The following is a 24,601-nucleotide window of genomic DNA, read 5'->3' on the forward strand; positions in this document are numbered from 1 at the left end:
CGCGACAGCATTTATAGCGCAGAGATCAGCATTACCGCTCAGGATCGCGCGATAAATCGCACCGCGACGTTGGGTGCGCGATCTCGCGCAAATTAATTTTTCTGCGCCGTTTCTACCGGCGGCTCAGACGGTGGCGGCAGGAAGATGTGATCGAGAATATTGCGCATCAACGGTGCTGCCGTCACCCCTTCACTTCCCCCGTTTTCCAGAATCAACGCCACTGCGACTTTCGGATCATTAAACGGTGCGAACGCGGTATAGAAGATGTGGTCACGCAGGCGCGTCGGGATCATTTTCGCGTTGTAGACCTGGTTCTGCTTCAGACTGAACACCTGAGACGTCCCCGACTTCGCCGCAATGCCGTAAGGCGCAGTGTGGAAATACTTATAACCGGTGCCGTTCGGTGCATTGGCCATACCGAACATCGCGTGACGCACCAGCGACCAATACGGTGATTTTGGATCGCCAATCTGCGGTTGCGGCAATTTAGGTTGATAAAGCTGTTGTTCCTTACCACGCTGCGATTTTTCCAGCAGGTGCGGATTAATCACCCGGCCATTATTGAGCAGTGCCACCAGCGCTTTCACCATCTGAATCGGCGTCGCAATCCAGTAACCCTGCCCAATCCCCACCGACACCGTATCGCCCTGATACCATGCGTGTTTATGCACTTTCTGCTTCCACTCACGACTAGGCAGCAATCCTGAATACTCTTCATTAAGATCGATGCCGGTGGGTTTGCCGTAGCCAAACTGGCTCAGCATGGTGTGAATACGATCGATGCCCATCATAAACGCCACCTGATAGAAGAAGCTGTCCGCCGACTCCTCAATCGCCTTGGTGACATCCAGCGTGCCATGCCCCGACTTTTTCCAGTCACGATATTTACGATCGGTGCCCGGCAGCGTCCAGGTGGGTGCGCCAAATATGGTGAAACTGGGGGTAATGACTTTGGTCAGCAGCGCGGACATCGCCATGTAAGGTTTAACCGTCGATGCCGGTGGGTAGAGACCTTGCGTGACACGGTTGATCAGCGGCAGGTTTTTATCCGCCAGCAACGTTTTGTAGGCTTTGTAGCTGATGCCTTTTACAAACGGATTCGGGTCATAGCTGGGCGCAGATACCATCGCCAGCACGCTGCCATCGCGCGGATCTTCAATCAGCGCCGCCGCACGCTGGCCGGCGAGCTGGCTCTCAACGTACTGTTGCAGATGCAAATCCAGCGTCAGATAGACGTTCTGGCCGGCAACCGGCGGCACTTCTTTCAGCACGCGCACAATGCGACCGTGGTTATCCACTTCCACTTCCTGATAACCGGTTTTGCCGTGCAAAATGGACTCGTAATAGCCTTCAATGCCCTGCTTACCGATGTTGTGGTCAGCAGCATAGTTTTCGCCAATGCCTTCGGCATTCAGGCGTTTGAAATCGTTATCGTTGATCTTGGAAACATAGCCCACCACATGAGCTAAATCGGCGCCATAGGGATACTCGCGGTCCTCATAGGTGTCGATGGCCACGCCGGTGAAACGGAACTGATTGACGGAGAAGCGCGCCACCTGCTCATCGGTGAGTTCTGCTTTTAGCTCGACCGGCTTATAGCGGCTGTTCTGTTTGAGTTCGTGCTCGAAGGTTTCAATTTCTTCCGGCGTCAGGTCGACAATCGGCGTCAGCTGCTTCAGCGTTTCCTGCATATTGTCGATTTTGTAAGGCGTCACGAGGATGTCGTACCAGGTGACGTTACGCACCAGCGGAATACCGTTGCGATCGTAGATCAACCCTCGCGTCGGCGCGATGGGGATCATTTTGATGTCGTTTTCGTTGGACCGCGTCTGGTAATAGCTGTGCTGATCCACCTGCAGACGATACAGGTTAACGCCAAGGATAATGAAACAGATGACGACCAGAGCAAAAGCGACAAGCGCACGGCGGACAAACAGTTTTTCTTCAGCTTCGAAATTACGGAAATTCATCAGGGGGGCTTAGTCTCTTTGTTATCACGCTAATGATAAGCAGAGATGGCTTTAGAGCCAGCACGAAGATGCACAAGCCTGGGTAAAAGTGTGTCAGATGTTTACGAGGAGAGGTTCAGGTCGCCCTGAGTGGTATCGATGATTCCGAGCGGTGAGTAACGAGGTGGTGATAAATGGCAGGGTTCATTTCGCGCGAAGAAGAACAAGGTCGCCACCCATGACGACCCTGTGCGCTGGTGGGTTTCGTCAGGTGCGCGTTGAAGCGCACCGAACAAAACAGACGGGATTAATCCCCCAGCAGCACCGACTCCAGCGCGATCTTGATCATATCGTTGAAGGTGGTCTGGCGCTCAGCCGCCGTGGTCTGCTCGTGCGTGCGGATATGATCCGACACGGTGCAGATGGTCAGCGCTTTAGCACCGAACTCCGCTGCCACACCGTAGATACCGGCGGCTTCCATTTCCACGCCCAGAATGCCGTATTTCTCCATCACATCGAACATCTGCGGATCTGGTGTGTAGAACAGGTCAGCAGAGAAGATATTGCCAACGCGTGCGTCCACACCCAGCGCTTTGGCGGCATCAACCGCGTTACGCACCATGTCGAAGTCCGCAATCGCCGCGAAGTCGTGATCCTTGAAACGCATACGGTTCACTTTGGAATCGGTGCAAGCACCCAGACCAATCACCACGTCACGCAGTTTCACATCGGCACGCACTGCGCCGCAGGAACCGACACGGATGATTTTCTTCACGCCGAAATCGGTGATCAGCTCTTTGGTGTAGATCGAGCAGGATGGTATACCCATACCGTGGCCCATGACCGAAATCTTACGGCCTTTGTACGTCCCGGTGTAACCCAGCATGCCGCGCACGTTGTTCACTTCAACCGCATCTTCCAGGAAGGTTTCTGCGATGTGCTTAGCGCGCAGCGGATCGCCCGGCATCAGCACCACGTCCGCGAAGTCACCCATTTCTGCATTAATATGAGGCGTTGCCATGGTTATTTTCCTTTTTAAAATTGGTGGGCTGTTTTACAGCAGGCTTTTGCCGTAGTCCATGCTGGACAGGCCAAAATACTTCGCAATGGTCTGGCCGATATCCGCAAAGGTATCGCGATAACCCAGCGATCCTGGCTTCACTTTTGGACCGTAAATCAAAATCGGGATGTGCTCGCGCGTGTGCTCGGTGCCCTTCCAGCTTGGGTCACAACCGTGGTCGGCGGTGAGGATCAGAATATCACCCTCTTTCACCAGCGCCATCAGCTCCGGCAAACGACGGTCGAAGAACTCTAAACCCCCCGCATATCCGGCGATATCGCGACGATGGCCCCAGGTGGAGTCAAAATCAACGAAGTTGGTGAAGACAATGGAATTATCTGGCGCCTTTTTCATCTGCTCGATGGTGGCGTTAAACAGTGCATCCAGCCCGGTAGCTTTCACTTTCTGGGTGATGCCCTGCTCGGCGTAGATATCCGCAATTTTACCCACGGAGATCACTTCGCCGCCCTTCTCGTCCACCAGCTTTTTCAGCATGGTTGGCGCAGGGGGTTCCACGGCGAGATCGTGACGGTTGCCGGTACGCTCAAAGTTGCCCGCTTTGTCGCCGACAAACGGACGCGCAATCACACGGCCGATGTTGTAGCCACCGTTGGTCAGCTCTTCACGCGCGATTTCGCACAGTTCGTACAGACGATCCAGACCAAAGGTCTCTTCGTGACAGGCAATCTGGAATACCGAGTCCGCCGAGGTGTAGAAAATCGGCTTGCCGGACTTCATGTGCTCTTCGCCCAGTTGGTCGAGGATCACCGTACCGGACGAATGGCAGTTACCAAGATAACCCGGTAAATCGGCGCGTTTTACCAGCACGTCGAGCAGCTCCTGCGGGAAGCTGTTCTCTTTGTCGCTGAAGTAGCCCCAGTCAAACAGTACCGGCACGCCGGCGATTTCCCAGTGGCCTGACGGCGTATCTTTACCGGATGACAGCTCGCTGGCGTAAGCGTAGGCACCAATGATTTCAGCATTGGCGTCGAGGCCTGGCGGGAAGCGGCCGGTAGAGAGTTCAGCGGCTTTACCCAGACCGAGCGCAGTCAGGTTGGGCAGATGCAGCGGGCCTTCGCGACCTTCATTGGCGCGGCCTTCGAAGCACGCTTCGGCGATATGGCCGAGCGTATCCGATCCTTCATCACCGAATTTATCGGCGTCTTTGCTGGAGCCGATCCCGAAGGAGTCGAGAACCATAATAAAAGCACGTTTCATGCAAGTCTCCTGCGCAATGGCGCGATGACAAGTCAAAAAAAAGCGATCAGATCAGTATACCCGAATGGCCGCTGCCTGGCACGAAGAAGCGTTACTCGCTGATGCGGCGATAGACCACCGGCGTTTCCGCTGGCGCGCTATCACTCAGCGTGATAGCTGCTTTGACCGCTTCCGCAGCCTGCTGCCACTGCGCTTCCGACGCGGCATGAATCACCGCCAGCGGGCGCTGTGCATCAACCTGCGTGCCGAGCGTGGTCATGTCACTTAAGCCCACGCTGTAATCAATGCTGTCGCTGGCACGCTGACGCCCCCCACCCAGCGACACCACTGCCATGCCCAGCGCACGGGTATCCATGGCGCTGACAATCCCGGCGCGATCGGCATACACCGCTTTGCTCAGGGTCGGGGCAGGCAGATAGCTGTCCATCCGCTCGATGAAATCCACCGGACCATTCTGCGCCGCCACCATGCGCGCGAACACTTCCGCCGCTTTACCGTTATCCAGCACGTTCTGCAATTTCTGTCGTGCTTCGGCGTCGTTGTCGGCCAGCTTGCCGGAGATCAGCATTTCCGAGCACAGCGCCATGGTCACTTCCAGCAAGCGCGGGTTGCGCGCCTCGCCGGTGAGAAACTGCACTGCTTCGCGGACTTCCAGCGCATTACCGGCGGTGGATGCCAGCACCTGATTCATATCAGTGAGCAGCGCAGTGGTTTTGCAGCCCGCGCCGTTCGCCACGCCAACAATCGCCTGCGCCAGGTTTTCGGAAGCCTCGAAGGTCGGCATAAAAGCACCGGAACCGACTTTCACATCCATCACCAGCGCATCCAATCCTTCCGCCAGTTTCTTGGCAAGGATCGATGCGGTGATCAGCGGGATCGAGTCAACGGTAGCGGTGATATCACGCGTGGCGTAGAAACGTTTATCGGCGGGGGCCAGTGAGTTGGTCTGGCCGATAATCGCGATACCGACATCCTTGATGATCTGGCGGAAACGATCGTCGCTCGGGAAGATATCGAAACCGGGGATCGCTTCCAGCTTATCCAGCGTGCCGCCGGTGTGGCCGAGGCCGCGCCCGGAGATCATCGGGACATAACCGCCACACGCTGCCACCATCGGGCCGAGCATCAGCGAAGTCACATCGCCCACGCCGCCGGTGGAGTGCTTATCAACAATCGGGCCGTTGAGGTTCAACGACTTCCAGTTGAGCACCGAGCCGGAATCGCGCATCGCCATGGTCAGCGCCACGCGCTCTTCAAGATTCATATCGTGGAAGTAGATGGTCATTGCCAGCGCGGCAATCTGACCTTCTGATACGCTGTTGTCGCGCACGCCATTGATAAAGAAACGGATCTCCGCTTCGCTCAGTGGCTGGCCGTCGCGTTTTTTTCGAATAATTTCTTGTGGCAGGAACAAGGTTGCCTCCCCGGGAGATTGCTGTGAAATGCATCAAACATTATTTGGGTCGCCATTGATGGCGACCCTGAGGCTGGGATCAGTAGCCCGCTTTGCTGGTCGCTGTCGCGTGGCCCAGCGTATTCAGCAGGCTCGCCAGCAGGCTTGAAGCACCAAAGCGGAAGTGGCGCGCATCCGCCCAGCCTTCGCCCAGAATGTCATCCGCCAGTTTCAGATAGATTGCGGCATCTTCCGCCGTGCGCACGCCGCCCGCAGGCTTGAATCCCACCTGCTGCTGCACGCCTTTATCGTGAATCACCTGCATCATGATCGCCGCCACTTCTGGCGTGGCGTTAACCGGCACTTTACCGGTTGAGGTTTTGATGAAATCCGCACCGGCATCGATAGCGATTTCAGAAGCGGCGCGAATCAGCGCTTCTTCTTTCAGTTCACCGGTTTCGATGATCACTTTCAGCAGCACGTTGGCAGCGGCGCAGGCTTCTTTACAGGCTTTCACCAGCGTAAAACCGATGTCGCGATTACCGGCAATCAGCGCGCGATACGGGAAGACCACATCCACTTCGTCTGCACCGTATGCAATCGCCGCACGGGTTTCTGCCAGCGCGATCTCAACGTCATCGTTGCCGTGCGGGAAGTTGGTGACCGTGGCGATGCGAATATCAGGCGTGCCCTGCTCGCGCAATGCTTTACGTGCCGCAGGGATGAAACGTGGATAGATGCAAATGGCCGCAGTGTTACCGGCTGGCGACTTCGCCTGATGACACAGCGCGATCACCTTCTCATCGGTGTCATCGTCGTTCAGGGTGGTCAAATCCATCAGTTGCAGGGCGCGTTGTGCAGCCGCTTTAAGATCGGTCATGATGCTCTCCAAAAGGTGACCGGCAGACGACGCCCACCGGATAATGTGATAATTCTAACAAATCACACCTGAATGAATTGAGCTTCATATCACATGAAAAAGAAAAATCGCCATATGAATACAATTATTTAGTGATTTAAATCACAAATAACCGCCAGCACACCCGTTTTCAGGCGCAATACAGATTGTGAATATTATCACAAAAAAGAGCAGAAAAGGGTAATGCCGATTTTATTACTGTAGCCAATACCCGCCAAAACCGCGGGAAATCCAGATTGTGTCGGGAGGAGGTCAGGCAGGCAGGGCAAACACGCGCAGGCTGTTCTGCCACAGCGTATCAGCAATGATATCGGGCGATTCACTGCGCAACTGACACAGCACATCAAACACGTTGCGCGCGCGCTCAGGACGGTTGGGCTGCCCCTGATAACCCTGCAACGGCATATCAGGCGCATCGGTTTCCAGTAACAGTGAGGTGAGCGGCAGATTAGCAATAGTGTTGCGGGTTTTACTGGCGCGTTCATAGGTGATGGTGCCGCCCACGCCGATCGCATAGCCAAGCTGGATAAAACGTTCCGCCTGCTGCTGGCTGCCAGCAAAACCGTGTACCACGCCACGGCGCGGTAAATCATGGCGACGCAAATGCAGCGCCAGCTGATCGTGGGTGCGGCGCGAATGCAGGATCACCGGCAAATCATACTGTTTCGCCAGTTTGAGCTGTGCATCGAGTAATCGCGTCTGCTTATCAAATTGCGCGTCCTGCATATAGAGATCGAGGCCAATCTCGCCGATCGCCACGCGTTTACTATCAGGCGTTTTCAACCACTGTTCCAGCTGATCCAGATGCGCATCCTGATGCTCGGCAATATTGATCGGATGCAGCCCTAATGCGGCATACAGCGCCACGTGCTGTTGCGCCAACTGGCTGACCAGTGCAAAGCGGCTGGCATCGACGCTCGGCACAATAATGCGTTCCACACCCGACTGCGCCGCACGGGCGATGCTGCCTGCGGCGTCATCGACAAAAGGCGGGAAATCGAAATGGCAGTGGGTGTCGATAAATCTCATGCCAGCGATCCTGCATCAAAATCGGCATCATTATCCGCCAGCGGCGGCGTATGCACGGCGCGATTGTCTGGTGCATTCGCCACGGCGGCCGGTGGTGTCACGGTAGTCTGGCGCAGGAACGGTTCGGCATCGCTCAGCCATTGACCTAGCGTCGCGAGGAAATAGCGGCCGCTGCGGCGTCCTAAATGGTAATCCTGATTCAGTGAAGCCAAACGGCTGCCCAGCGCCATACTCGCCAGCGGTTTCGGCGGGTAAATTTCAATGATGCGCAGGTCGTCTGGCGGCTGTTCGATAAACTGCTGAATCTCACGATAGCTCTCTTCATGGTGATGCAGGATGTTGATCATCGGCTGCAGTGCGCTGTCACCCAGCCAGCGCTCCATACGTTTGAACCATTTAGGCGTGTAAGACATTTGTGATGGCACGGTGCGGATCACCACAATGGTATCGGCACCGCGTCGTGCCGCTTCACGCACCGGAATGGCATCGCTAATGCCGCCATCCAGATAGTTCACCCCATCCATCAGTACGCCGCTGCGATAGAACCCCGGAATGGCGCTGGAAGCTTTGATCACGTCATGCCAGTTCAGGCTGGTAGGATTGAAATATTCGGCACGATAATCGTCACCGCGACAGGCGCACATATAGAACTCGCTGCCTTTGGCAAACAGCCCTTCGGCGGTGCTCAGCGACAAGGGAAATTCTTGTTTGGTGATGTCGATCAGCCAGTCGAGATCGATAAGATGGCCACCGCGCACAAAGCGCAACGGATCATAAAACAGTTTGCTGGTGGTGTAACGCGTGATGACACGACGAGCATAGCCCGGCTGGGCACAGACGAACGCCGACAGGTTTTGTGCCCCTGCGGAGGTGCCCAGCATCAATTGAAAGGGATTAAAACCGGCACGTTGAAACTCATCCAGCACGCCTGCGGTGAAGATGCCGCGTTGACCGCCGCCTTCGCAGACCAGGGCAATTTTTTTGGATTTAAATGGGGTGAGCGCCAGGGGCTCAAAGGTGTCCAGTGACACCGGGATGCGTATTCCCAATGGATGTCCCTCAGTTTTCCTGCTCTGAGGGAGCCGCTGACGGCAGCATCCCGGAGAACCAGTCATTGTCATTCCCTGACCTATTGCATCGTGCAATCGGTGCGGCTAACTATTATGCCGCAAATGACTGGTCTCCGCTTTAGTGACTCGCGGGTTAGCGTTGTGTTAACGCAATCGGTCAGGGTCGTTTACGCCCGGTAAACAGGCTTACGAGGAACAGAATAATACCGACAATGAAGACAATTTTAGCTGCCCATGCTGCCGTACCCGCCAGACCGCCGAAACCTAACGCTGCAGCAATCAGAGCGATGACCAGAAAGATAATACCCCAACGAAACATAAGCCTCTCCTTACCGTAGTGAAAATCGAACTGCTTATTCATACAACATTGTTTTTATTACGAAACGGCACCGAAACAGTGCCGCTTCGCTCGCGTTAAGATTTCACCTTCAGGTCATTCTTCACGCTTTTGACGCCTTCAATGGCTTTGGCGATTTTCTCAGCACGATCGGACTGTGCCTGGTTCGCCACTTCTCCTGATAACTGCACCACGCCATCGGTGGTTTCCACCTTCACGTTGCGCGATGGCACAATGTCATCTGCTAAAAGCTTAGCTTTGATTTCACTGGTGGTTGCGGTATCCCCCGCATAACCTTTCAGTGTGGTCTCTTTGCTGTCTTTAACGTGCAGTTTGTCACTGACGGATTTCACACCCTCAACTTTTTGCACCAGCGCCACGGCTTTTTCCGCCTGATCCTGCGAAGCGACAAAGCCGCTCAGCGTGACCACGCCCTGATGCGTTTTTACTGAGATATCCGTACTTTTAATCGCTTCATCATCCACCAGCGCCGCTTTGGCTTTAGCAGTGATGCCGCTGTCATCCATAAAACCATCGACTTTTTTCATAGAACTATCGATTTTAGAACCCGTGCTGCTGGTGTCCGCAGCGTAGGCTGCGCCGCCCAACAGAGCAGTGGTAGCCAGAGCGGCAATCAGGGTTTTAGCAATCTTAGTCTTATTCATCGATATCATCCTTCTATCAGTTAACTCACTCGCAACTGCGAATGCGCCAGCAACAAACGGCGTTGCTGCATTCATAGACGTAATGAAACCAGAGGTCTCTTTTCTCGTCCGACAGGATAATCATAGTAGGGATTACAGGTTTTGCTGGCTTTTGTGGTTGATATCTCGCCAAAAAGCGATAAACGCAGCGCAATTAGGAGGAGTCTGTAGGATAAAAATAGGGCCAGTAAAATCACTGGCCCTGTTGTGATGCGGGATTAATGCTCGCGCGTTTTGCGGAACTTCACGTCAGGATAGCGTTCCTGCGTGATGTTGAGGTTTACCATAGTTGGGGCGATGTAAGTGAGGTTATCACCGCCATCCAGCGCCAGGTTCACTTCGTTTTTGCGCTGGAAATCGTCGAATTTCTTCGCATCGCTACATTCAACCCAGCGGGCAGTCGCGACATTGATGGCTTCATAAATCGCTTCAACGTTGTATTCGCTTTTCAGGCGCGCCACAACCACTTCGAACTGCAGCACACCAACCGCACCCACGATCAGATCGTTGTTGTGCACCGGGCGGAACACCTGCACCGCGCCCTCTTCCGACAGCTGAACCAGACCTTTCAGCAGCTGTTTCTGCTTCAGCGGATCGCGCAGACGGATACGACGGAACAGTTCCGGCGCGAAGTTCGGAATACCGGTGAACTTCATGTTTTCACCCTGGGTAAAGGTGTCGCCGATCTGAATGGTGCCGTGGTTGTGCAAGCCGATGATATCGCCAGGGAAAGCTTCTTCTACGTGCGAACGGTCGCCGGCCATGAAGGTCAACGCATCCGAAATCACCACGTCTTTGCCAGTACGCACCTGGCGCAGCTTCATGCCTTTCTCGTACTTGCCAGAAACCACACGCATGAAGGCAACACGGTCACGGTGTTTCGGATCCATATTCGCCTGGATCTTAAACACGAAGCCGCTGAATTTCTCCTCGCTGGATTCCACCAGACGCGCATCGGTTTTACGTGGCATCGGCGTCGGTGCCCAGGCCACTAAGCCATCGAGCATATGATCGACGCCGAAGTTACCCAGTGCGGTGCCGAAGAACACCGGGGTAATTTCACCGCTCAGGAACAGCTCCTGATCGAACTCGTGGGACGCGCCCTGTACCAGTTCCAGCTCATCACGCAGTTGTTGTGCCAGGTCTTCACCCACCGCCGCGTCGAGATCCGGGTTCGCCAGACCTTTGACAATGCGCACATCCTGAATGGTATGGCCCTTACCGGTTTGATACAGGTAAGTTTCATCTTTGTAGAGGTGATACACGCCCTTGAACAGCTTACCGCAGCCAATCGGCCAGGTGATTGGCGCGCAGGCAATCTTCAGCTCGCTCTCAACTTCATCCAGCAGTTCCATCGGATCGCGGATGTCACGGTCAAGTTTGTTCATAAAGGTGATGATCGGCGTATCGCGCAGACGGGTCACTTCCATCAGCTTACGGGTACGATCTTCAACACCTTTCGCGGCATCGATCACCATCAAACAGCAGTCAACCGCCGTCAGCGTACGGTAGGTATCTTCAGAGAAGTCTTCGTGCCCTGGGGTATCCAGCAGGTTCACCAGACTGTCGCGATACGGGAATTGCATCACCGAGGTGGTGATGGAGATACCACGTTGTTTCTCCATCTCCATCCAGTCAGATTTAGCATGCTGGCTGGAGCCGCGGCCTTTGACGGTACCGGCGGTTTGGATCGCCTGCCCGAACAGCAGCACTTTTTCGGTAATGGTGGTTTTACCGGCATCCGGGTGCGAGATGATCGCAAACGTACGGCGGCGCGCCACTTCATCTAAAAAGGAAGCAATAGACATGTGTGAATTCTTCTTCAAGGGCAACGCGCGGGCGGCGCGCTGCGAATAAATCGTTCCGGGCAAAGCCGGAGGATAACGGAACCAATGGTGACGCAGTGGCGTCAGTTCACAGCAAGATGTGCGCGATCTACATTGGCGGCAGTCCGGTTATCCAGTCAGCATTAAGGCGGCATAGCATACAATATTTCAGCAGGCGGGGAAATCGCGGGATGGAACCTGTGTACACCCTCGCCCTGCCGCTTTCCTGCAAGCGAGAAGAAGAGACTGCTCGAGCGAGGCTTTCATTCAGGGTTACAGCCTCGCCCATTTGCGGGAGAGGCTGGGGTGTGGGAAACGACACACGACTAACCCAATACGCGCACCACTGCCGCCTTAAAGATCTTCACCCCAATCTCCAGCGAACTCAGTTCAAAACGCATATCAGGATGATGCAGGCCCGGCACCAGATTGGTACCCAGCCCCCAGAAACCGGCTTTCACCTGCGGTCTTTTCACCGGGTAGTAGAAGAAGTCTTCACTGCCTGGCGTGGATTTGGTGTCGAGCAGCCCTTCTTCCCCCAGTACATCGACGATCGCTGCCCGGATCACTGCCGTGGCTTCCTCGTGGATTTCTGCGGCGGGCATCTCTTTCAGTACCACCACTTCAGCGCTCGCACCCAATGCAGCCACGCTATGCTGAATCGCCTGCGTCACTTTCTGTTTCAGCACCTCCATCGGTGTGTTCTCCTGCGAACGCAGATCCCACACCACGCGCGCCTCATCCGGCACGGAGTTGGTGACGCCGGCATCACACAAGAAACGAGTAGCTTTCACGCTCCAGGTTAGCCCCGGTGCCAGGTGGATGCTGTTTACCGCCTGCACCGCTTGTACCGCAGCATCTAAAGCATTCACGCCCAAATGTGGGCGCGCGGCATGAGAAGGCACACCTTTAATTGTCGCTTCCAGCGTACTGCACGCCGAATAAAGCACGGCTGGCGTGGCTTGTCCGACATGGCACTCTTCCAGTGGACGCACATGGAAACCGAGGATCATCTCAACATCCTCCAGCGCACCGTCCTCAATCATCGATAACGCACCCGCACCGAGTTCTTCCGCAGGCTGGAACAGCAGCTTAAGCTTGCCGCGCTTGATCGCACCCTCTTTCAGCAACTCCTGTGCCGCCGTCAGCACCACCGAAGAGTGCCCATCGTGGCCGCAGGTATGGCGTGCACAGGCGACGCCGTTAATGATGTGGCCGAGTGCATCCATATCTGCACGTAGCGCCAGTACCGGACCCGGCACGCCGCTGTCAATTTCCGCCACGATGCCGGTGGTGTGATTAATGCCGCGCGTCACGCTGATGCCAGTCTGCTCAAGCTGGTCGGCGATATAGGCGGAAGTTTTGAATTCTTCGAATCCCAGTTCCGGGATTTCATGCAGGTAATGGTAATGATCTAATACGTTCGACACCGCTAAGCTCCTGACAAGTAAAGGCTCATCACAGCATCCGCCGATGTACGGCTATAATCAATCCAGGGTGAATGAAAATGAGTCAAACCTGAGAACTCTTCGCATTCAATAAATGAAATAATTCCATTTACAATCAATAAGATAATTTCAACTTTTTGTCGAAAAAGCCTTCACAAAAAAGTATAGATTGATGCATAATTCACCGTACTTCACCTGACAAATTAAAAAGGACTCAGCCATGTTAACTGCTGAAATGACCTCTCGCCTGAACGATCAACTGAACCTCGAATTCTTCTCTGCCAACCTGTATCTGCAGATGAGCGCATGGTGCAGCGACAAAGGTTTTGAAGGTGCTGCCGCTTTCCTGAAGATGCATTCTCGCGAAGAGATGGAACACATGCAGCGCCTGTTCGATTACGTTAGCGATGCCGGTTCTCTGCCGGTGCTGGGCAGCATTGCCGCCCCTGCCGTTAGCTGGAACTCACTGAATGACGTGCTGGAAGAAGCGCTGAAGCATGAGCAGCTGATCACGCAGCGCATCAACGACCTGGTACACACCGCGTTGATGTCTCAGGACTACTCAACCTTCAACTTCCTGCAGTGGTATGTGGCTGAGCAGCACGAAGAAGAGAAGCTGTTCAAAACCGTACTGGATAAACTGGCGCTGGTGGGCAACAAAGGCGAAGGCCTGTTCCTGGTGGACAAAGACCTGGGGCGCATGAACGTCGAAGGCCACGGCCAGTCATAATAAAGACGACACACAGCTGAAAACACCACGCCCGGCAATGCCGGGCGTTTTTTTATGCTGAAATCGTACGCTTAGATGGCGACGAGCGTACAAACGATCAGGAACATAGACTCAACCAGGGGCGCATCAATGCCCCCCTGCGTTGTCGCATCGCCATACATGGCGACCGCTTACTCCAGCTCTCTCAGACGCAGTTCTGAAGGCTGCGGGCGGCCAAAGAAATAGCCCTGGAACAGGGTACAACCCTCTTCACGCAGCTTGGCGAATTGCTCGCTGCTCTCCACCCCTTCGGCGGTGATCTGAATATCCAGACTGCGGCTCATGCCGGTGATCGCCCGGATAATCGCCAGCGCTTCGCGGCTGTCTCCCATATCGTTGATAAACGACTTGTCGATTTTGATCTTGTCGAACGGGAAGGATCGCAGATAGCTCAGCGATGAATAGCCGGTACCGAAATCATCCAGTGCAATCTGCACACCAATCGCTTTCAGGCTTTGCAGGGTGCGGATGTTACCCAGCGTGTCATCCAGCAGCACCGATTCCGTGATCTCCACCTCGAGGCGGTGCGGAGCCAGCCCGGATTCGCGCAACGCGCCTTCCACCACCGACACCAGCGAGCTGTTCTTAAACTGCAGCGGCGACAGGTTAACCGACACAGACTGCTCGGTGCCCCAACTCTGTGCCTCGCGGCAGGCTTCATACAGCGCATAAGCGCCCAGCATATGGATAAGCCCGGTCTCTTCGGCAATCGGGATAAAATCATTCGGCATGATCAAGCCCTTAACCGGATGGTGCCAGCGCATCAGCGCTTCATAACCAATGATTTCGTCCTCATTGGTGATCGGCTGATAGTAGAGTTTCAGCTGACGCCCGGTGATTGCCTCACGCAGATCGTTTTCAATCACGCGGCGACTGCGCGCCACATCATCCATTTCCATGGTGAAGTGTTCATAGCGGTTACGTCCGTTGCGTTTGGCTTCGTACAACGCCATATCCGCACAGCGCAGCATGTGCTCCGGCGTGTTGGTGACCTGTGACGTCAACGCAATGCCCACGCTCAACCCAACGGAAAGATTGTGCCCTTCAACATTAATAGGCGGACGGATCGCTTCGATCAGGCGCTGAGCCACCACCGCCGCTTCCTGCGCGTTATTGATATTCGGCAGCACGATAGCAAACTCATCGCCGCCAATACGTGCCAGCGTGTCGTGATCGCGCAGCACACTGCGCAAGCGTTTTGCCACCACGCGCAGCAGATCGTCTCCAATCTGATGGCCCAGCGCATCGTTAACGTTCTTGAAGTTATCAAGATCGAGGCACAGCGTGGCGCTCAACGCATGGTGATGATTATCCTGACGCAGCGCTTCACTCAGCTTCTGCCGGAACAGAATACGGTTTGGCAGGCTGGTAAGGTTATCGTGGTGCGCCATGTGGTGAATACGCGCATCGGCTTCACGCTGATCGGTAACGTCCTCAACAATCAGCATCACGTAGTTCTGACGCATATCTTTGCCACTGATGGTGGTGGCGCGGGTATGCAGAATACGATCACCGCCTGCGGTCAGCAGCAGCTGCTCGCGTGAATGGATGCCTTCGCTGCGCAGCGCGATATCCGCCAGGCTGTTGAAATAGTCGCTCAGCTCCGCCGACATACACTCGTGCGGACGCTTGTGCATAATCAAAGATTTACTGACGCCAAACAGCTGCTCGGCTTTGTCATTAACCATCAAAATTTCGCGGCTGATGGCGTCTTCCACAATCACGCAAGACGGAATGTTAGCGATGATGGTATCGAGGAAACCAGACAGCTCAGACATCTTAGCGCTCTGCGCCTGCGCCAGATCCCGCGCACGCAGCAGTTGCTGCTCGTTCTCACGACGTTCGGTGACATCACGGGTGATCTTAGCAAAGCCGATCATCTTGCCATCTTCATTGTGGATGGCATCGATCACCACATGCGCCCAGAACGCCGAGCCATCTTTACGATAGCGCCAGCCTTCATCTTCAAATCGGCCGGTTTTCAGCGCAATACCCAGGTTGGCTTCCGGCGTGTTGGCCAGCCGCTCCTGAGAACCGTAAAACACTGAAAAATGCTGGCCGACAATCTCCTCGGAAAGATAGCCTTTGGCACGCTGTGCCCCGGCGTTCCAGTTCACTACACGGCCCTGCAGATCCAGCATGTAGATAGCGTAATCGGTCACACCTTCCACCAGCAGTCGGAAGGTTTTCTCGTATTCCTGCTGTTTGCGTTGCAGCTCGCGCTGCTCGGTGCAGTCACGGGTGATTTTGGCGTAGCCAATCAGCTTGCCCGCATCATCACGAATCGCATCAATGATCACATGTGCCCAGAACGCGCTGCCATCTTTGCGATAGCGCCAGCCTTCATCCTCAAAGCGCCCGGTTTTGAAAGCGGTGCTGAGGTTTTTCTCTGGGATATGATTTTTGCGGTCCTGCGCACTGTAGAAGCGTGAGAAGTTCTGTCCAACAATCTCTTCGGCCACATAACCTTTGGCACGCTGCGCGCCGGCATTCCAGTTTTCGACGTTACCGTCGAGATCAAGCATGTAGATGGCGTAGTCCGTTACGCCTTCAACTAATAAACGGAAACGTTGCTCCTGTTCCTGCTGTTTGCGCTGCTGTTCTTGCTGAACCGTGCAGTCGCGGGTGATTTTGGCAAAGCCCAGCATTTCGCCGAAGTCGTCGCGAATCGCATCTATCACCACATGTGCCCAGAAGGCGCTGCCATCTTTACGATAACGCCAGCCTTCGGTTTCGAAGCGCCCCACCGCTGTCGCTATGGAAAGCCCGCGCTGTGGCGCCCCGTTTTTACGATCTTCTTCGCTGTAAAACAGCGCAAAATTTTTGCCGACGATTTCGTCCGGCGTATAACCTTTGGCGCGTTGCGCTCCTGCATTCCAGTTGGCGACGGTGCCATCGGGTTTGAGCATGTAAATGGCATAATCCACCACGCTCTGCACCAGCAGCCGGTACATGACGTCAGAGTTATTATTCATTGTTGTTCGCCTATTGCTGGCCTGGTATTAATTGCTTCTTAAGAAAAATCTTAATTACCGTGGAGACTTAAACGCAAAAGCGCAGCGCTGACAAGCGTTAATCGTCCACAGACAAAAGTTGGTAGTCAGGTTATCGGCAATGGCGAAAAAACATTCAGAGGGATACTCAATATATTCTGCTACGTTGACGCTGCTCCTGGGGAAAACGCGGACTATCCAGATGGCATTGCAGGGGGAGATGCGCTTGCCAGCATAATGGCGCGCGTGTCGCTAAAATCGGGCACTCTGCCGCCGCAATAAAGGCCGGGATCACGCGCTGGGCAGCGGTTTTCTCAATTAACCATAGCTGATCGTCAAGCGGCGGATGGACGTTCCACGGCAGCCAGCGTGCCTGCTGCTCGGCCAGCAGCCGCGCAGCGCGTGTGCCGGGCGCAACGTGACTGCTGAAAATCAGCTTAAAGCCTGGCTGAGCACTGAGCTGCGCGGCTAAGCCGCTGTCGGCCACCGCATCGGCCGCCACAATGACATCTGCAGGCCGCCATTGTTCCGGCTGCGGCTGTTTCAACAAGCGCACCAATCCCAGCGCCGTGGTGGCGGGCAGTTTGTCCATCGCCAGCAGTTGCGCGACCTCACTGCGAATTTGCGGGCAGAGCTGAACCGCCAGCCCCCGTGCGGTGAGCTGTAAAGCCACTTCCGGACCGCGTCCGTGTTCCGGCACGGCAATCACCGCGCCGTGGGTGGCGGCCATCCCCAGTGCATCCATCTGATCGCACAAACGCTGCGTGCGATCGCCGTAGGACGCATCAGTGATCAACAGCTTAGCCTGCGGCGGGCAGTCAAACGGCAACAGCAGCGCTTCGCGGCTCCAGTCGCCCATATAGGTGATGCCACCGGCAATCGGCAGATGGAACCATACCGAACCCGGTGAATGGCCGCTGCGGCCGGTAAACAGATTTAACGGGCCAATGGCCGTTTGCCCGCGTAGCGGTAACAAACGTCGCGCATACATTGGCACCGCGACGTTAGCCAACTGCAACCAGGTTTGCTCGGTGGCGTACACCGGCGGTGAGCCGATTTGCGCCCAGCAGTCGAGCGAGGCGGCGTGATCAATGTGCGAGTGGGTCAAACACAACGCATCAACCCGGCCAATGGCGCGGATATCCGGGCGCACGCCGGGTTGCGGACCGGCGCCGAGATCCCACAGCAGGCGATAGCCTTCCATCTCAACCAAAAAGGCCGCGGGCAGCTTGCCGCCCACACCGCTGATAACCGTTAAGCTTGCCATGGTAAAACCCCTTGCGGCAGGCGCCGCGCCAGCCGCGTTGCCAATCCCATCAGCAAACACACGACCAGAATCATTAGGCAGCCTACCGCGGCCGCCAGCGAGGCGGAGCCCCCTTCGTCGAGGAACACGATGGTGGGTCCGATGGTTTGGGTTTGCGAGGTGACCAGCAATACCGAAACCTGGATTTCATTCAGTGCGGTGAGGAACACCAGCACCGTGCCCGCCAGCGCAGAAGGCGCAGCCAGCGGCAGTAAAATATCGCGCATGCGGCGCATAAAGCTGGCACCGCACAAGCGTGCCGCCTCATCCAGCGCTGGTTCCAGTTGCGCGAAGCCTGCCAGGGTCGGGCGCAGCACCAGCGCAAGGAAGTTCGCCAGATACGCGGCGAGGATGATCCACACCGTGCCATACAGCGACACATTGATTATCGGCAGCGGCCGCAGGAAGAACAGCATCGCGGCGACACCGCTAACAATGCCCGGCAAGGCATAGGTGAGTTCACTGGCCAGCCACAGGCCGCGCACCAGTTTGGTCCGTCGCCAGCTGAGGAAATACGCCAGGAACAGCGCGGTGGACGTCAAAATCATCGCCGCCAGCGTGGTTAGCCCGAGGCTGGTCATAAAGGCGTGGCGCACCGCTGGGTAGCCCCATAGCGCGCTGCGGAAGTTCTCCAGGGTCAGCGTTTGCCAGGTGAGTGCCTGACCATATCCGCTGGTGAGTGCAGTGATCAGCAGCGCACTGACCGGCAGCAGCAGCGTCAGCACCATCCACAGCCAGGCGGTACCTTCAATCGCCACGCGCCCGCGTCCCAATGATTGCTGCCACAGGCGCGGCGCACCGTTGACGCGCACATCATGGCGCCCACCGAGCCAGGCGCTGGCCGCCATGCCCGCCAACGTGATTACAGCAATCAGCAGCGCGTAAACGGCGGTATTGGGTAAGGCACTCGGACCAATGCCGTTGAGCTGCTGATAGACCAGCGTGATCAGTGTCGGCACGCGGGCAGGAATACCCAGCATCGCCTGAATACCGAAGTTACCGGCAGCGGCGACAAAGGTCAGCGCGGCCCCGGCAAAGATCGCCGGACGCGCCAGCGGCAGAATGATGGTGAACAGCACGCGCATCCTGGACGCGCCGCTGATCTGTGCCGCTTCGACTAAATCGGCCGGTAAGCGACGTAAACCCGCGCGCACGGTGAGAAACACCAGTGGCGCGTTGTGTGTACCGAGCAGCAGCACGATGCCGCTCAGCGAATAGAGCGGCTGTTCGCCGGGCGCAAACCACGGCAAGCCGAGCGAACCAAACAGCAGTGCTAACGGGCTGGACGGTGCCAGCGCCTGCAGCCACGCCAGCGCCGTGACCTGCGGCGGAATCATCAGCGGCAGGATAAAGGCAAACACCCAGGCGGTTTTGGCGCGCAAATCGCTCAGCGCCACCAGCCAGGCGGCGGCGGCGCCGAGCAGCACCGAAATCAGGGTCGAGCTAAAGGCGATGAGCAACGTATTGCCACTGGCAATCAGCACGCGGTCGCTGGCTACCAAGCGCGTTAACCGAGCCATGTCCGGCACGCCCTGAGGAGCAATCGCCGTCCACACCAGTCGCAGCAGCGGCGCGACAGACAGCAAACCAATCAGCAGCACCATCAGCGCCAGGATCAGCTTTTCGCTGTTGAGACGCCAGCGTTGGCCGCCACGCGTCGCGTTACGCCATTCGTTGCTCACCACGCTCATGCTTAGCCGCCAAACATTGCGGTGAACTGATCGCGCACCGTGGCATCTTCCTTGATGGCTTTCGCCACGTCAGGGGTCAGCAGTTTGATTTTATTAATGGGCGTAAAGCCGGCCGGTGCAGAAACACGATCGTCCACCGGACGGTTACCCTGCTCGACCACCAGCTTCTGGCCTTGCTCAGACAGCATAAAGTTTACGAAGGCTTTAGCGGCGGGCAGGTTGTGTACCGACTTCATGATCGCTACCGGCTCCGTCACATAAGAGACACCCTCTTTCGGGTAAACCAGATCCACCGGCGAGCCTTTTTTCTTCGCCAGAATCACGTCAGCATCAGTGATGATGCCGTACTTATCCAGTCCGCTGGCCACCGCTTTCAGCGCCGGGCCATTGCCGCCCTGCGGAGCCACACCAATCGCTGCCAGCTTCTTGTAGAAGTTCCAGCCGATGGTTGGCGTGTTGATATCGGTGTGCAGCTTGTACAGCGCCGCACCAGAGTAGAGCGGGCTTGGCATGGCGATCTGACCTTTATTGGCCTCTACCGCCAGCGCGTTCCAGCTGTCAATCGGCTGTGCGTGCTGGGTGTTATAAGCAATCACCGTGGCGATGATTTTGGTGCCAAAGAAGGTTTTGTCTTTGTCGTAGAACGACGGATTGATGTGGCTCAGTGGCGCATCTTTGTAGCTGTAGAGCTGGTTCTGATTCTTCAACGCGCCAAGGTTGATGGCATCGGCAATCAGCAGCACATCTGGCTTAGCGCCACCGCTCATCATCTCGGTCTGCAATACGTTCATCAGCTGTGTGGTGCCGTTACGCGTCCACTCCACTTCGACTTTCGGGTACGCGGCTTTGAACGCGTCCACGGTTTGCTGCGCGATTTCCGGTGCCTGTGAGGTGTAAATCACCAGCTTGCCGGACGGGGCATCATCGGCGTGGCTGGTGGCGGCAAACACTAATCCACTGGCTAACATCAAAGCGTTAAAAGACGTGCGCATAGCAATTTCCCTAAGGTTTGAACGTTATGAAGGAAGAATCCAACCGTCGCGCAGCGCCACACCAAGGGTCGCGTCAACAACGGGTAAAGCGGCATCGGCCAGCTGCAGCGTGATGCTGTGGTCTGGTGCCTCGATGGGTGCAACATCAATTTGGTAATGGCTGCCGCGATAGATCACCCGCTGCACGCGTGCCGCAAACTGCGGTTCACCCGGTTCAGCGAGACGGAAATCCACCGCATGAAAACTGGCTTTGCCATGGGGCATCGGGCGTTGATCCGGTGCACAGCGCAAGGTGACGCGCAGACCGCACAACGTGGCGAGCGCTTTGCCCTCGCCGGTAGGTTCGATATCGCTGACCGGCAGCACTTTGCCGTCATCGATAAATCCCGCCACCATTGCATTCGCCGGTTCACGCCACAGGGTTTGCGGCGTGGCGAACTGCATCACGCGGCCGCTGTCCATCACGACAATGCGGTCGGCCAGCGCCATCGCTTCGTGCTGATCGTGGGTGATGTAGAGCAAGGTGGCGTGGCTGTGGCGATGGAAGCGTCGAAACTCCTCTTCCATGGTAGCGCGCAGGTGCACATCAAGGTTGGCCAATGGCTCATCGAGCAGCACCAGCGTCGGTTTAGCGACCAGACAGCGGGCTAACGCCACACGCTGACGCTGTCCACCGGAAAGATCGGCAGGACGGCGCGAGGCAAAGTTTTCTAATCCCACCAGTTCCAGCGCCTGCTGCGTGCGGCTGTCACGCTCATGGCGCGCCACGCCGTTGACTTTCAGGCTGTAGGCGACGTTTTCCGCCACCGTCATATGTGGCCACAGCGCATAGCTCTGGAACACCACGCCGAGCTGGCGATCTTCCGGCGGCAGGTGCACGCCCGGCGCAGCAAAGCAGCGCTCACCGACGTGGATTTCACCGGCATCAGCGGTTTCAAAGCCCGCCAGCAGACGTAATAAGGTGGTTTTGCCGCAGCCCGAAGGACCCAGAACGGCGATGAACTCTCCCTGCGCAATCTGCAGCGAGATATCCTGAAGTACCGGCTGGGCAGCAAAGGCTTTGCTTAACCCGCGAAGTATGATCGTTGCCATGTTTCTGGCCTTTATCTGACAGTCCGGCTAAGACCCTACGACAATCAGATGACGATCCCGTGACATCGATTTGACGTTTCCGTGCTCAAACAAAACGGGAGGCCCTAAAGCCTCCCTGCTACTTATTCGACGCTTTCAACCTGCAAATGCATGCCGATGTAGCGCTCATAGCGTGATGGCTTCACGCGTGACAGGTCCACCAGCACCAGCCCGTCGATACAGTTGTTGAAATCAGGATCGCTGCCGAAATCGATAAACTGCACTCCGCCCGGTTCACACACTTCCGAGTACTGCTTGTAGAGCGTGGGAATCGCGGTGCCGAGATTTGCCAGCAGATGCTTCAGACGACGCAAGTCTTCCGCATAGTTATCACCGGTAAACTGCGCCAGCACCTCCGGCAGCGAGGCCGGATAAGGACGGCGCGATTTTGCCAGCGGCAATTCAGTCGGGAAGTACATGCGGTAGAACGCCACCAGCAGATCGCGCGCCGCCAGCGGCATACCGCCGGAGATCGACACCGGACCGAACAGGTAACGGGTCTCCGGGTATTTGGCGATATAGGCACCAATGCCCATCCACAGATAATCCAGGCCGCGTTTGCCCCAGTAGGCGGGCTGGATAAAGCTGCGACCCAGCTCCAGGCCCTGATTGATGATCGGCAACATGCGCTCGTCGTAGTGGAACAGGCTGTCGCTGTAGATGCCTTCCAGACCACGACGCTCCAGCTGCTCGGCACCCGGAATAAAGCGATAAGCGCCCACAATCTCCAGCGCATCGTCATCCCACAGAATCAGGTGATAGTAATCGTCATCGTATTTATCGAGGTCACGGCGGCGACCGCTGCCCTCGCCCACCGCGCGGAAGGCGATTTCACGCAGGCGTCCGAGTTCACGCAGCAGCGGCACCCAGGTCGCGCCGTTACGACGCCACAGGTAAATCTGTTTGCCATCCGGCAGCGAGCCGAGACGCTCACTCTCCATCAGCGCTTTTTTCAGTTCGGCACGATCTTCCGGGCGCGCAATCGCCGCTTCAGTCTGGAACAGACCACGACGGCCCTGACCAATGCGATATAAGTGCTTGCGCAGCCGTTTCGCCAGCTCTTTGCCCGGCGTGTGGCCATCGTGCCAGTTGGCAAACGGGATCTGCTCGCCAATGTGCAGCTTGATGCGCGATCCACGCTGGCGGAACATCTCGCGCACCAGCATCAGCAGCGCCAGCGGTGAGGCGATTTTGGCGGCGGCATAGAACGCAAGGCTATTACGTCCGACGACGTGTGCCGGAACAATCGGCGCACGAGCACGGGCGGCCAGGCGCAGGAAGCTGTGATGCCAGCGGTTATCGCGCACACCACGGCTCGAAAGGCGCGACACTTCACCCGCCGGGAAGATAATCAGTGCGCCCTGATTGTCGAGATGCTGCTGCATGCGCGTCAGCTGTTCGCGACTGGTGCGGTTGCCCATGTTATCCACCGGCAACATCAGATTGTTGATCGGCTCCAGCATCATCAGCATGCGGTTTGCCACGATTTTCACATCACGACGCACCTGAGACACGGCCGCCAGCAGCGCCAGCCCGTCCAGCGCACCGAGCGGATGGTTGGCGACAATCACGACCGGACCGCTGGTCGGGATCTGCTCCAAATCGCGTTCACTTAATTCACAGCGCACATCCAGGTGCTCCAGCACTTGCTCGACCATATCCACCCCTTTCAGGTGGCGATAACGGTCAGCAAAAGATTGGAATTCATGTTCACGAACCGCCCATTTCAACAGGCTTTTTTGCCAGTTCGCGGGGTGATGGCCTGGCCAGTAAGTATCGAGAAGCTGATCAACAGAAAACATCATTCACCTTTTGTGCGCAGAGGTTTATGGCACCGAAGTTAAACAGGCTTGTTTTCAGATTTATGACCAGTGAGAAAGCGAAACGGAAATAACGGGGGGAAACGCAGGGCGTTAGTCAGTAATGGCACCGCTAGCGAACCGTATAGAGGATTGTCGAGCCAGCGAGCGGCAGAAGCCGCCCCTGAAAAGACAACCACTTATCGATGGTGTGGCACCGCCCGATTCATCGTGCGTGAGCGGTTAAAGTTTTAACGGCGGCAATTGTGAGAACACGCTCAACAAGCCTTTGCTCCACAACTGACGAATCTGCGAAAAGTAAGGGTGCTGTTCGGTAATATGATGCTGTTCGTTATCTTTGAAGCTGTCGGTGTGATACACCATCACATCCAGCGGCAGGCCCACCGAAATATTACTCGCCAGCGTCGAGTCCATGGAAATCAGCGCACACTGCATCGCCTGGCTGAGCGGGGTTTCATAACGCAATACGCGATCAATAATCGGCTTGCCGTACTTGCTTTCACCAATCTGGAAATAAGGCGTATCCACACTGGCTTCAATGAAGTTGCCCTGCGGATAGATCTGGAACAGGCGCGGCTCTTCACCACGAATCTGTCCCCCTAATAGCAGCGTGCCACCAAACTCTTCGCCATCACGTTTGATCACTTCACGCAGGGTTTCCCCCACCAGCAGCGCAATGTCATACAGCGAGCGCCCATTCAGCAGATTGGGCTGATCGCTGTCGTGGTTATTACGCCGTAGCAAACTCATCACGCTTTGCGTGGTCGCCAGATTACCGGCGCTTTGCAGCACCAGCGTGCGTTCATCATCCACCTGAAACACGTGTAATTTACGGAACGAGGAAATATGATCGACGCCCGCGTTGGTGCGTGAATCCGATACAAAAATCATCCCTGACGATAAACGCATTGCCACACAATAAGTCATAGTCACGCCTGCAAAAAAA

The 24,601-nt window shown here is 56.1% G+C and carries 19 protein-coding genes; 1 reads left to right on the plus strand and 18 read right to left on the minus strand.

Going from position 1 to position 24,601, the window contains the following annotated elements:
• Positions 1-92 precede the first annotated feature (92 nt).
• The 11 genes from mrdA to FD737_RS12940 form a co-directional block, all read right to left on the minus strand.
• Complete coding sequence (gene mrdA, locus FD737_RS12895; RefSeq protein WP_160833661.1) at positions 93-1,970, minus strand: penicillin-binding protein 2; 1,878 nt, start codon at positions 1,968-1,970, stop codon at positions 93-95.
• Between the two features lie 286 nt (positions 1,971-2,256).
• Complete coding sequence (gene deoD, locus FD737_RS23730; protein WP_034828492.1) at positions 2,257-2,970, minus strand: purine-nucleoside phosphorylase; 714 nt, start codon at positions 2,968-2,970, stop codon at positions 2,257-2,259.
• Between the two features lie 33 nt (positions 2,971-3,003).
• Positions 3,004-4,227, minus strand: coding sequence for a phosphopentomutase (deoB, locus tag FD737_RS23735; RefSeq protein ID WP_034828490.1), 1,224 nt, complete (start codon positions 4,225-4,227; stop codon positions 3,004-3,006).
• Positions 4,228-4,318: 91 nt separating this feature from the next.
• A complete protein-coding gene (gene deoA / locus FD737_RS12905) occupies positions 4,319-5,641 on the minus strand; it encodes a thymidine phosphorylase (protein ID WP_160833662.1) in 1,323 nt (440 codons plus the stop codon).
• Positions 5,642-5,720: 79 nt separating this feature from the next.
• Entirely contained in the window at positions 5,721-6,500 is a 780-nt protein-coding gene (deoC, locus tag FD737_RS12910; RefSeq protein WP_097118107.1) for a deoxyribose-phosphate aldolase, read from the minus strand.
• A gap of 291 nt (positions 6,501-6,791) precedes the next feature.
• Positions 6,792-7,568 carry a TatD family hydrolase gene (locus FD737_RS12915; RefSeq protein WP_160833663.1) on the minus strand — a complete coding sequence of 259 codons (777 nt, stop codon included), beginning with the start codon at positions 7,566-7,568 and terminating at the stop codon, positions 6,792-6,794.
• The gene (locus FD737_RS12920; protein ID WP_160833664.1) at positions 7,565-8,617 is read right to left on the minus strand and encodes a patatin family protein; all 1,053 of its coding nucleotides are present in this window, start codon (positions 8,615-8,617) and stop codon (positions 7,565-7,567) included. Before FD737_RS12920 ends, FD737_RS12915 begins: the two co-directional genes overlap by 4 nt.
• A 178-nt stretch (positions 8,618-8,795) precedes the next feature.
• The gene (locus FD737_RS12925) at positions 8,796-8,957 is read right to left on the minus strand and encodes a DUF1328 domain-containing protein (protein ID WP_007893192.1); all 162 of its coding nucleotides are present in this window, start codon (positions 8,955-8,957) and stop codon (positions 8,796-8,798) included.
• Between the two features lie 95 nt (positions 8,958-9,052).
• Entirely contained in the window at positions 9,053-9,640 is a 588-nt protein-coding gene (gene osmY / locus FD737_RS12930; RefSeq protein WP_058959206.1) for a molecular chaperone OsmY, read from the minus strand.
• Between the two features lie 257 nt (positions 9,641-9,897).
• A complete protein-coding gene (prfC, locus tag FD737_RS12935; RefSeq protein ID WP_160833665.1) occupies positions 9,898-11,487 on the minus strand; it encodes a peptide chain release factor 3 in 1,590 nt (529 codons plus the stop codon).
• A 344-nt stretch (positions 11,488-11,831) separates the two neighbouring features.
• On the minus strand, positions 11,832-12,935 hold the full coding sequence (locus FD737_RS12940; RefSeq protein ID WP_160833666.1) for a M20 peptidase aminoacylase family protein: 1,104 nt from the start codon (positions 12,933-12,935) through the stop codon (positions 11,832-11,834).
• A gap of 238 nt (positions 12,936-13,173) precedes the next feature.
• Here FD737_RS12940 and ftnA point away from each other — a divergent pair, with 238 nt between their 5' ends.
• A complete protein-coding gene (gene ftnA, locus FD737_RS12945; protein WP_097118111.1) occupies positions 13,174-13,683 on the plus strand; it encodes a non-heme ferritin in 510 nt (169 codons plus the stop codon).
• 170 nt (positions 13,684-13,853) lie between these two features.
• Here the strand turns inward: ftnA and FD737_RS12950 are convergent, their stop codons facing one another.
• The 7 genes from FD737_RS12950 to FD737_RS12980 all read right to left on the minus strand — a co-directional run bounded on the left by FD737_RS12950 (position 13,854) and on the right by FD737_RS12980 (position 24,582).
• Positions 13,854-16,697: a bifunctional diguanylate cyclase/phosphodiesterase gene (locus tag FD737_RS12950; RefSeq protein WP_160833667.1), complete on the minus strand. Its 2,844-nt coding sequence runs from the start codon at positions 16,695-16,697 to the stop codon at positions 13,854-13,856.
• A gap of 166 nt (positions 16,698-16,863) precedes the next feature.
• A complete protein-coding gene (locus FD737_RS12955; protein WP_097118113.1) occupies positions 16,864-17,982 on the minus strand; it encodes an MBL fold metallo-hydrolase in 1,119 nt (372 codons plus the stop codon).
• Positions 17,970-19,712, minus strand: coding sequence for an iron ABC transporter permease (locus FD737_RS12960; protein ID WP_160833668.1), 1,743 nt, complete (start codon positions 19,710-19,712; stop codon positions 17,970-17,972). Before FD737_RS12960 ends, FD737_RS12955 begins: the two co-directional genes overlap by 13 nt.
• 2 nt (positions 19,713-19,714) lie before the next feature.
• Positions 19,715-20,704 carry an ABC transporter substrate-binding protein gene (locus tag FD737_RS12965; protein ID WP_160833669.1) on the minus strand — a complete coding sequence of 330 codons (990 nt, stop codon included), beginning with the start codon at positions 20,702-20,704 and terminating at the stop codon, positions 19,715-19,717.
• A gap of 24 nt (positions 20,705-20,728) precedes the next feature.
• Positions 20,729-21,796, minus strand: a complete 1,068-nt coding sequence (locus tag FD737_RS12970) for an ABC transporter ATP-binding protein (RefSeq protein ID WP_160833670.1) — start codon at positions 21,794-21,796, stop codon at positions 20,729-20,731.
• A gap of 122 nt (positions 21,797-21,918) precedes the next feature.
• Positions 21,919-23,637 (minus strand): lysophospholipid acyltransferase family protein, encoded by a 1,719-nt coding sequence (locus FD737_RS12975; protein ID WP_097118117.1) that lies wholly within the window; start codon positions 23,635-23,637, stop codon positions 21,919-21,921.
• 240 nt (positions 23,638-23,877) lie between these two features.
• Positions 23,878-24,582, minus strand: a complete 705-nt coding sequence (locus FD737_RS12980; protein WP_038644739.1) for a proteasome-type protease — start codon at positions 24,580-24,582, stop codon at positions 23,878-23,880.
• Positions 24,583-24,601: the final 19 nt, after the last annotated feature.

Source organism: Pantoea sp. Seng (assembly GCF_009829935.1).
GTDB classification, from domain to species: domain Bacteria; phylum Pseudomonadota; class Gammaproteobacteria; order Enterobacterales; family Enterobacteriaceae; genus Pantoea; species Pantoea communis.

What these genes read in the sequence shown, in the direction of transcription:
- mrdA (WP_160833661.1), bottom strand. Translation starts at nt 1,970, where the DNA reads ATGAATTTCCGTAATTTCGAAGCTGAAGAAAAACTGTTTGTCCGCCGT.
- deoD (WP_034828492.1), bottom strand. Translation starts at nt 2,970, where the DNA reads ATGGCAACGCCTCATATTAATGCAGAAATGGGTGACTTCGCGGACGTG.
- deoB (WP_034828490.1), bottom strand. Translation starts at nt 4,227, where the DNA reads ATGAAACGTGCTTTTATTATGGTTCTCGACTCCTTCGGGATCGGCTCC.
- deoC (WP_097118107.1), bottom strand. Translation starts at nt 6,500, where the DNA reads ATGACCGATCTTAAAGCGGCTGCACAACGCGCCCTGCAACTGATGGAT.
- FD737_RS12915 (WP_160833663.1), bottom strand. Translation starts at nt 7,568, where the DNA reads ATGAGATTTATCGACACCCACTGCCATTTCGATTTCCCGCCTTTTGTC.
- FD737_RS12925 (WP_007893192.1), bottom strand. Translation starts at nt 8,957, where the DNA reads ATGTTTCGTTGGGGTATTATCTTTCTGGTCATCGCTCTGATTGCTGCA.
- osmY (WP_058959206.1), bottom strand. Translation starts at nt 9,640, where the DNA reads ATGAATAAGACTAAGATTGCTAAAACCCTGATTGCCGCTCTGGCTACC.
- prfC (WP_160833665.1), bottom strand. Translation starts at nt 11,487, where the DNA reads ATGTCTATTGCTTCCTTTTTAGATGAAGTGGCGCGCCGCCGTACGTTT.
- ftnA (WP_097118111.1), top strand. Translation starts at nt 13,174, where the DNA reads ATGTTAACTGCTGAAATGACCTCTCGCCTGAACGATCAACTGAACCTC.
- FD737_RS12950 (WP_160833667.1), bottom strand. Translation starts at nt 16,697, where the DNA reads ATGAATAATAACTCTGACGTCATGTACCGGCTGCTGGTGCAGAGCGTG.
- FD737_RS12955 (WP_097118113.1), bottom strand. Translation starts at nt 17,982, where the DNA reads ATGGCAAGCTTAACGGTTATCAGCGGTGTGGGCGGCAAGCTGCCCGCG.
- FD737_RS12960 (WP_160833668.1), bottom strand. Translation starts at nt 19,712, where the DNA reads ATGAGCGTGGTGAGCAACGAATGGCGTAACGCGACGCGTGGCGGCCAA.
- FD737_RS12965 (WP_160833669.1), bottom strand. Translation starts at nt 20,704, where the DNA reads ATGCGCACGTCTTTTAACGCTTTGATGTTAGCCAGTGGATTAGTGTTT.
- FD737_RS12970 (WP_160833670.1), bottom strand. Translation starts at nt 21,796, where the DNA reads ATGGCAACGATCATACTTCGCGGGTTAAGCAAAGCCTTTGCTGCCCAG.
- FD737_RS12975 (WP_097118117.1), bottom strand. Translation starts at nt 23,637, where the DNA reads ATGTTTTCTGTTGATCAGCTTCTCGATACTTACTGGCCAGGCCATCAC.
- FD737_RS12980 (WP_038644739.1), bottom strand. Translation starts at nt 24,582, where the DNA reads ATGACTTATTGTGTGGCAATGCGTTTATCGTCAGGGATGATTTTTGTA.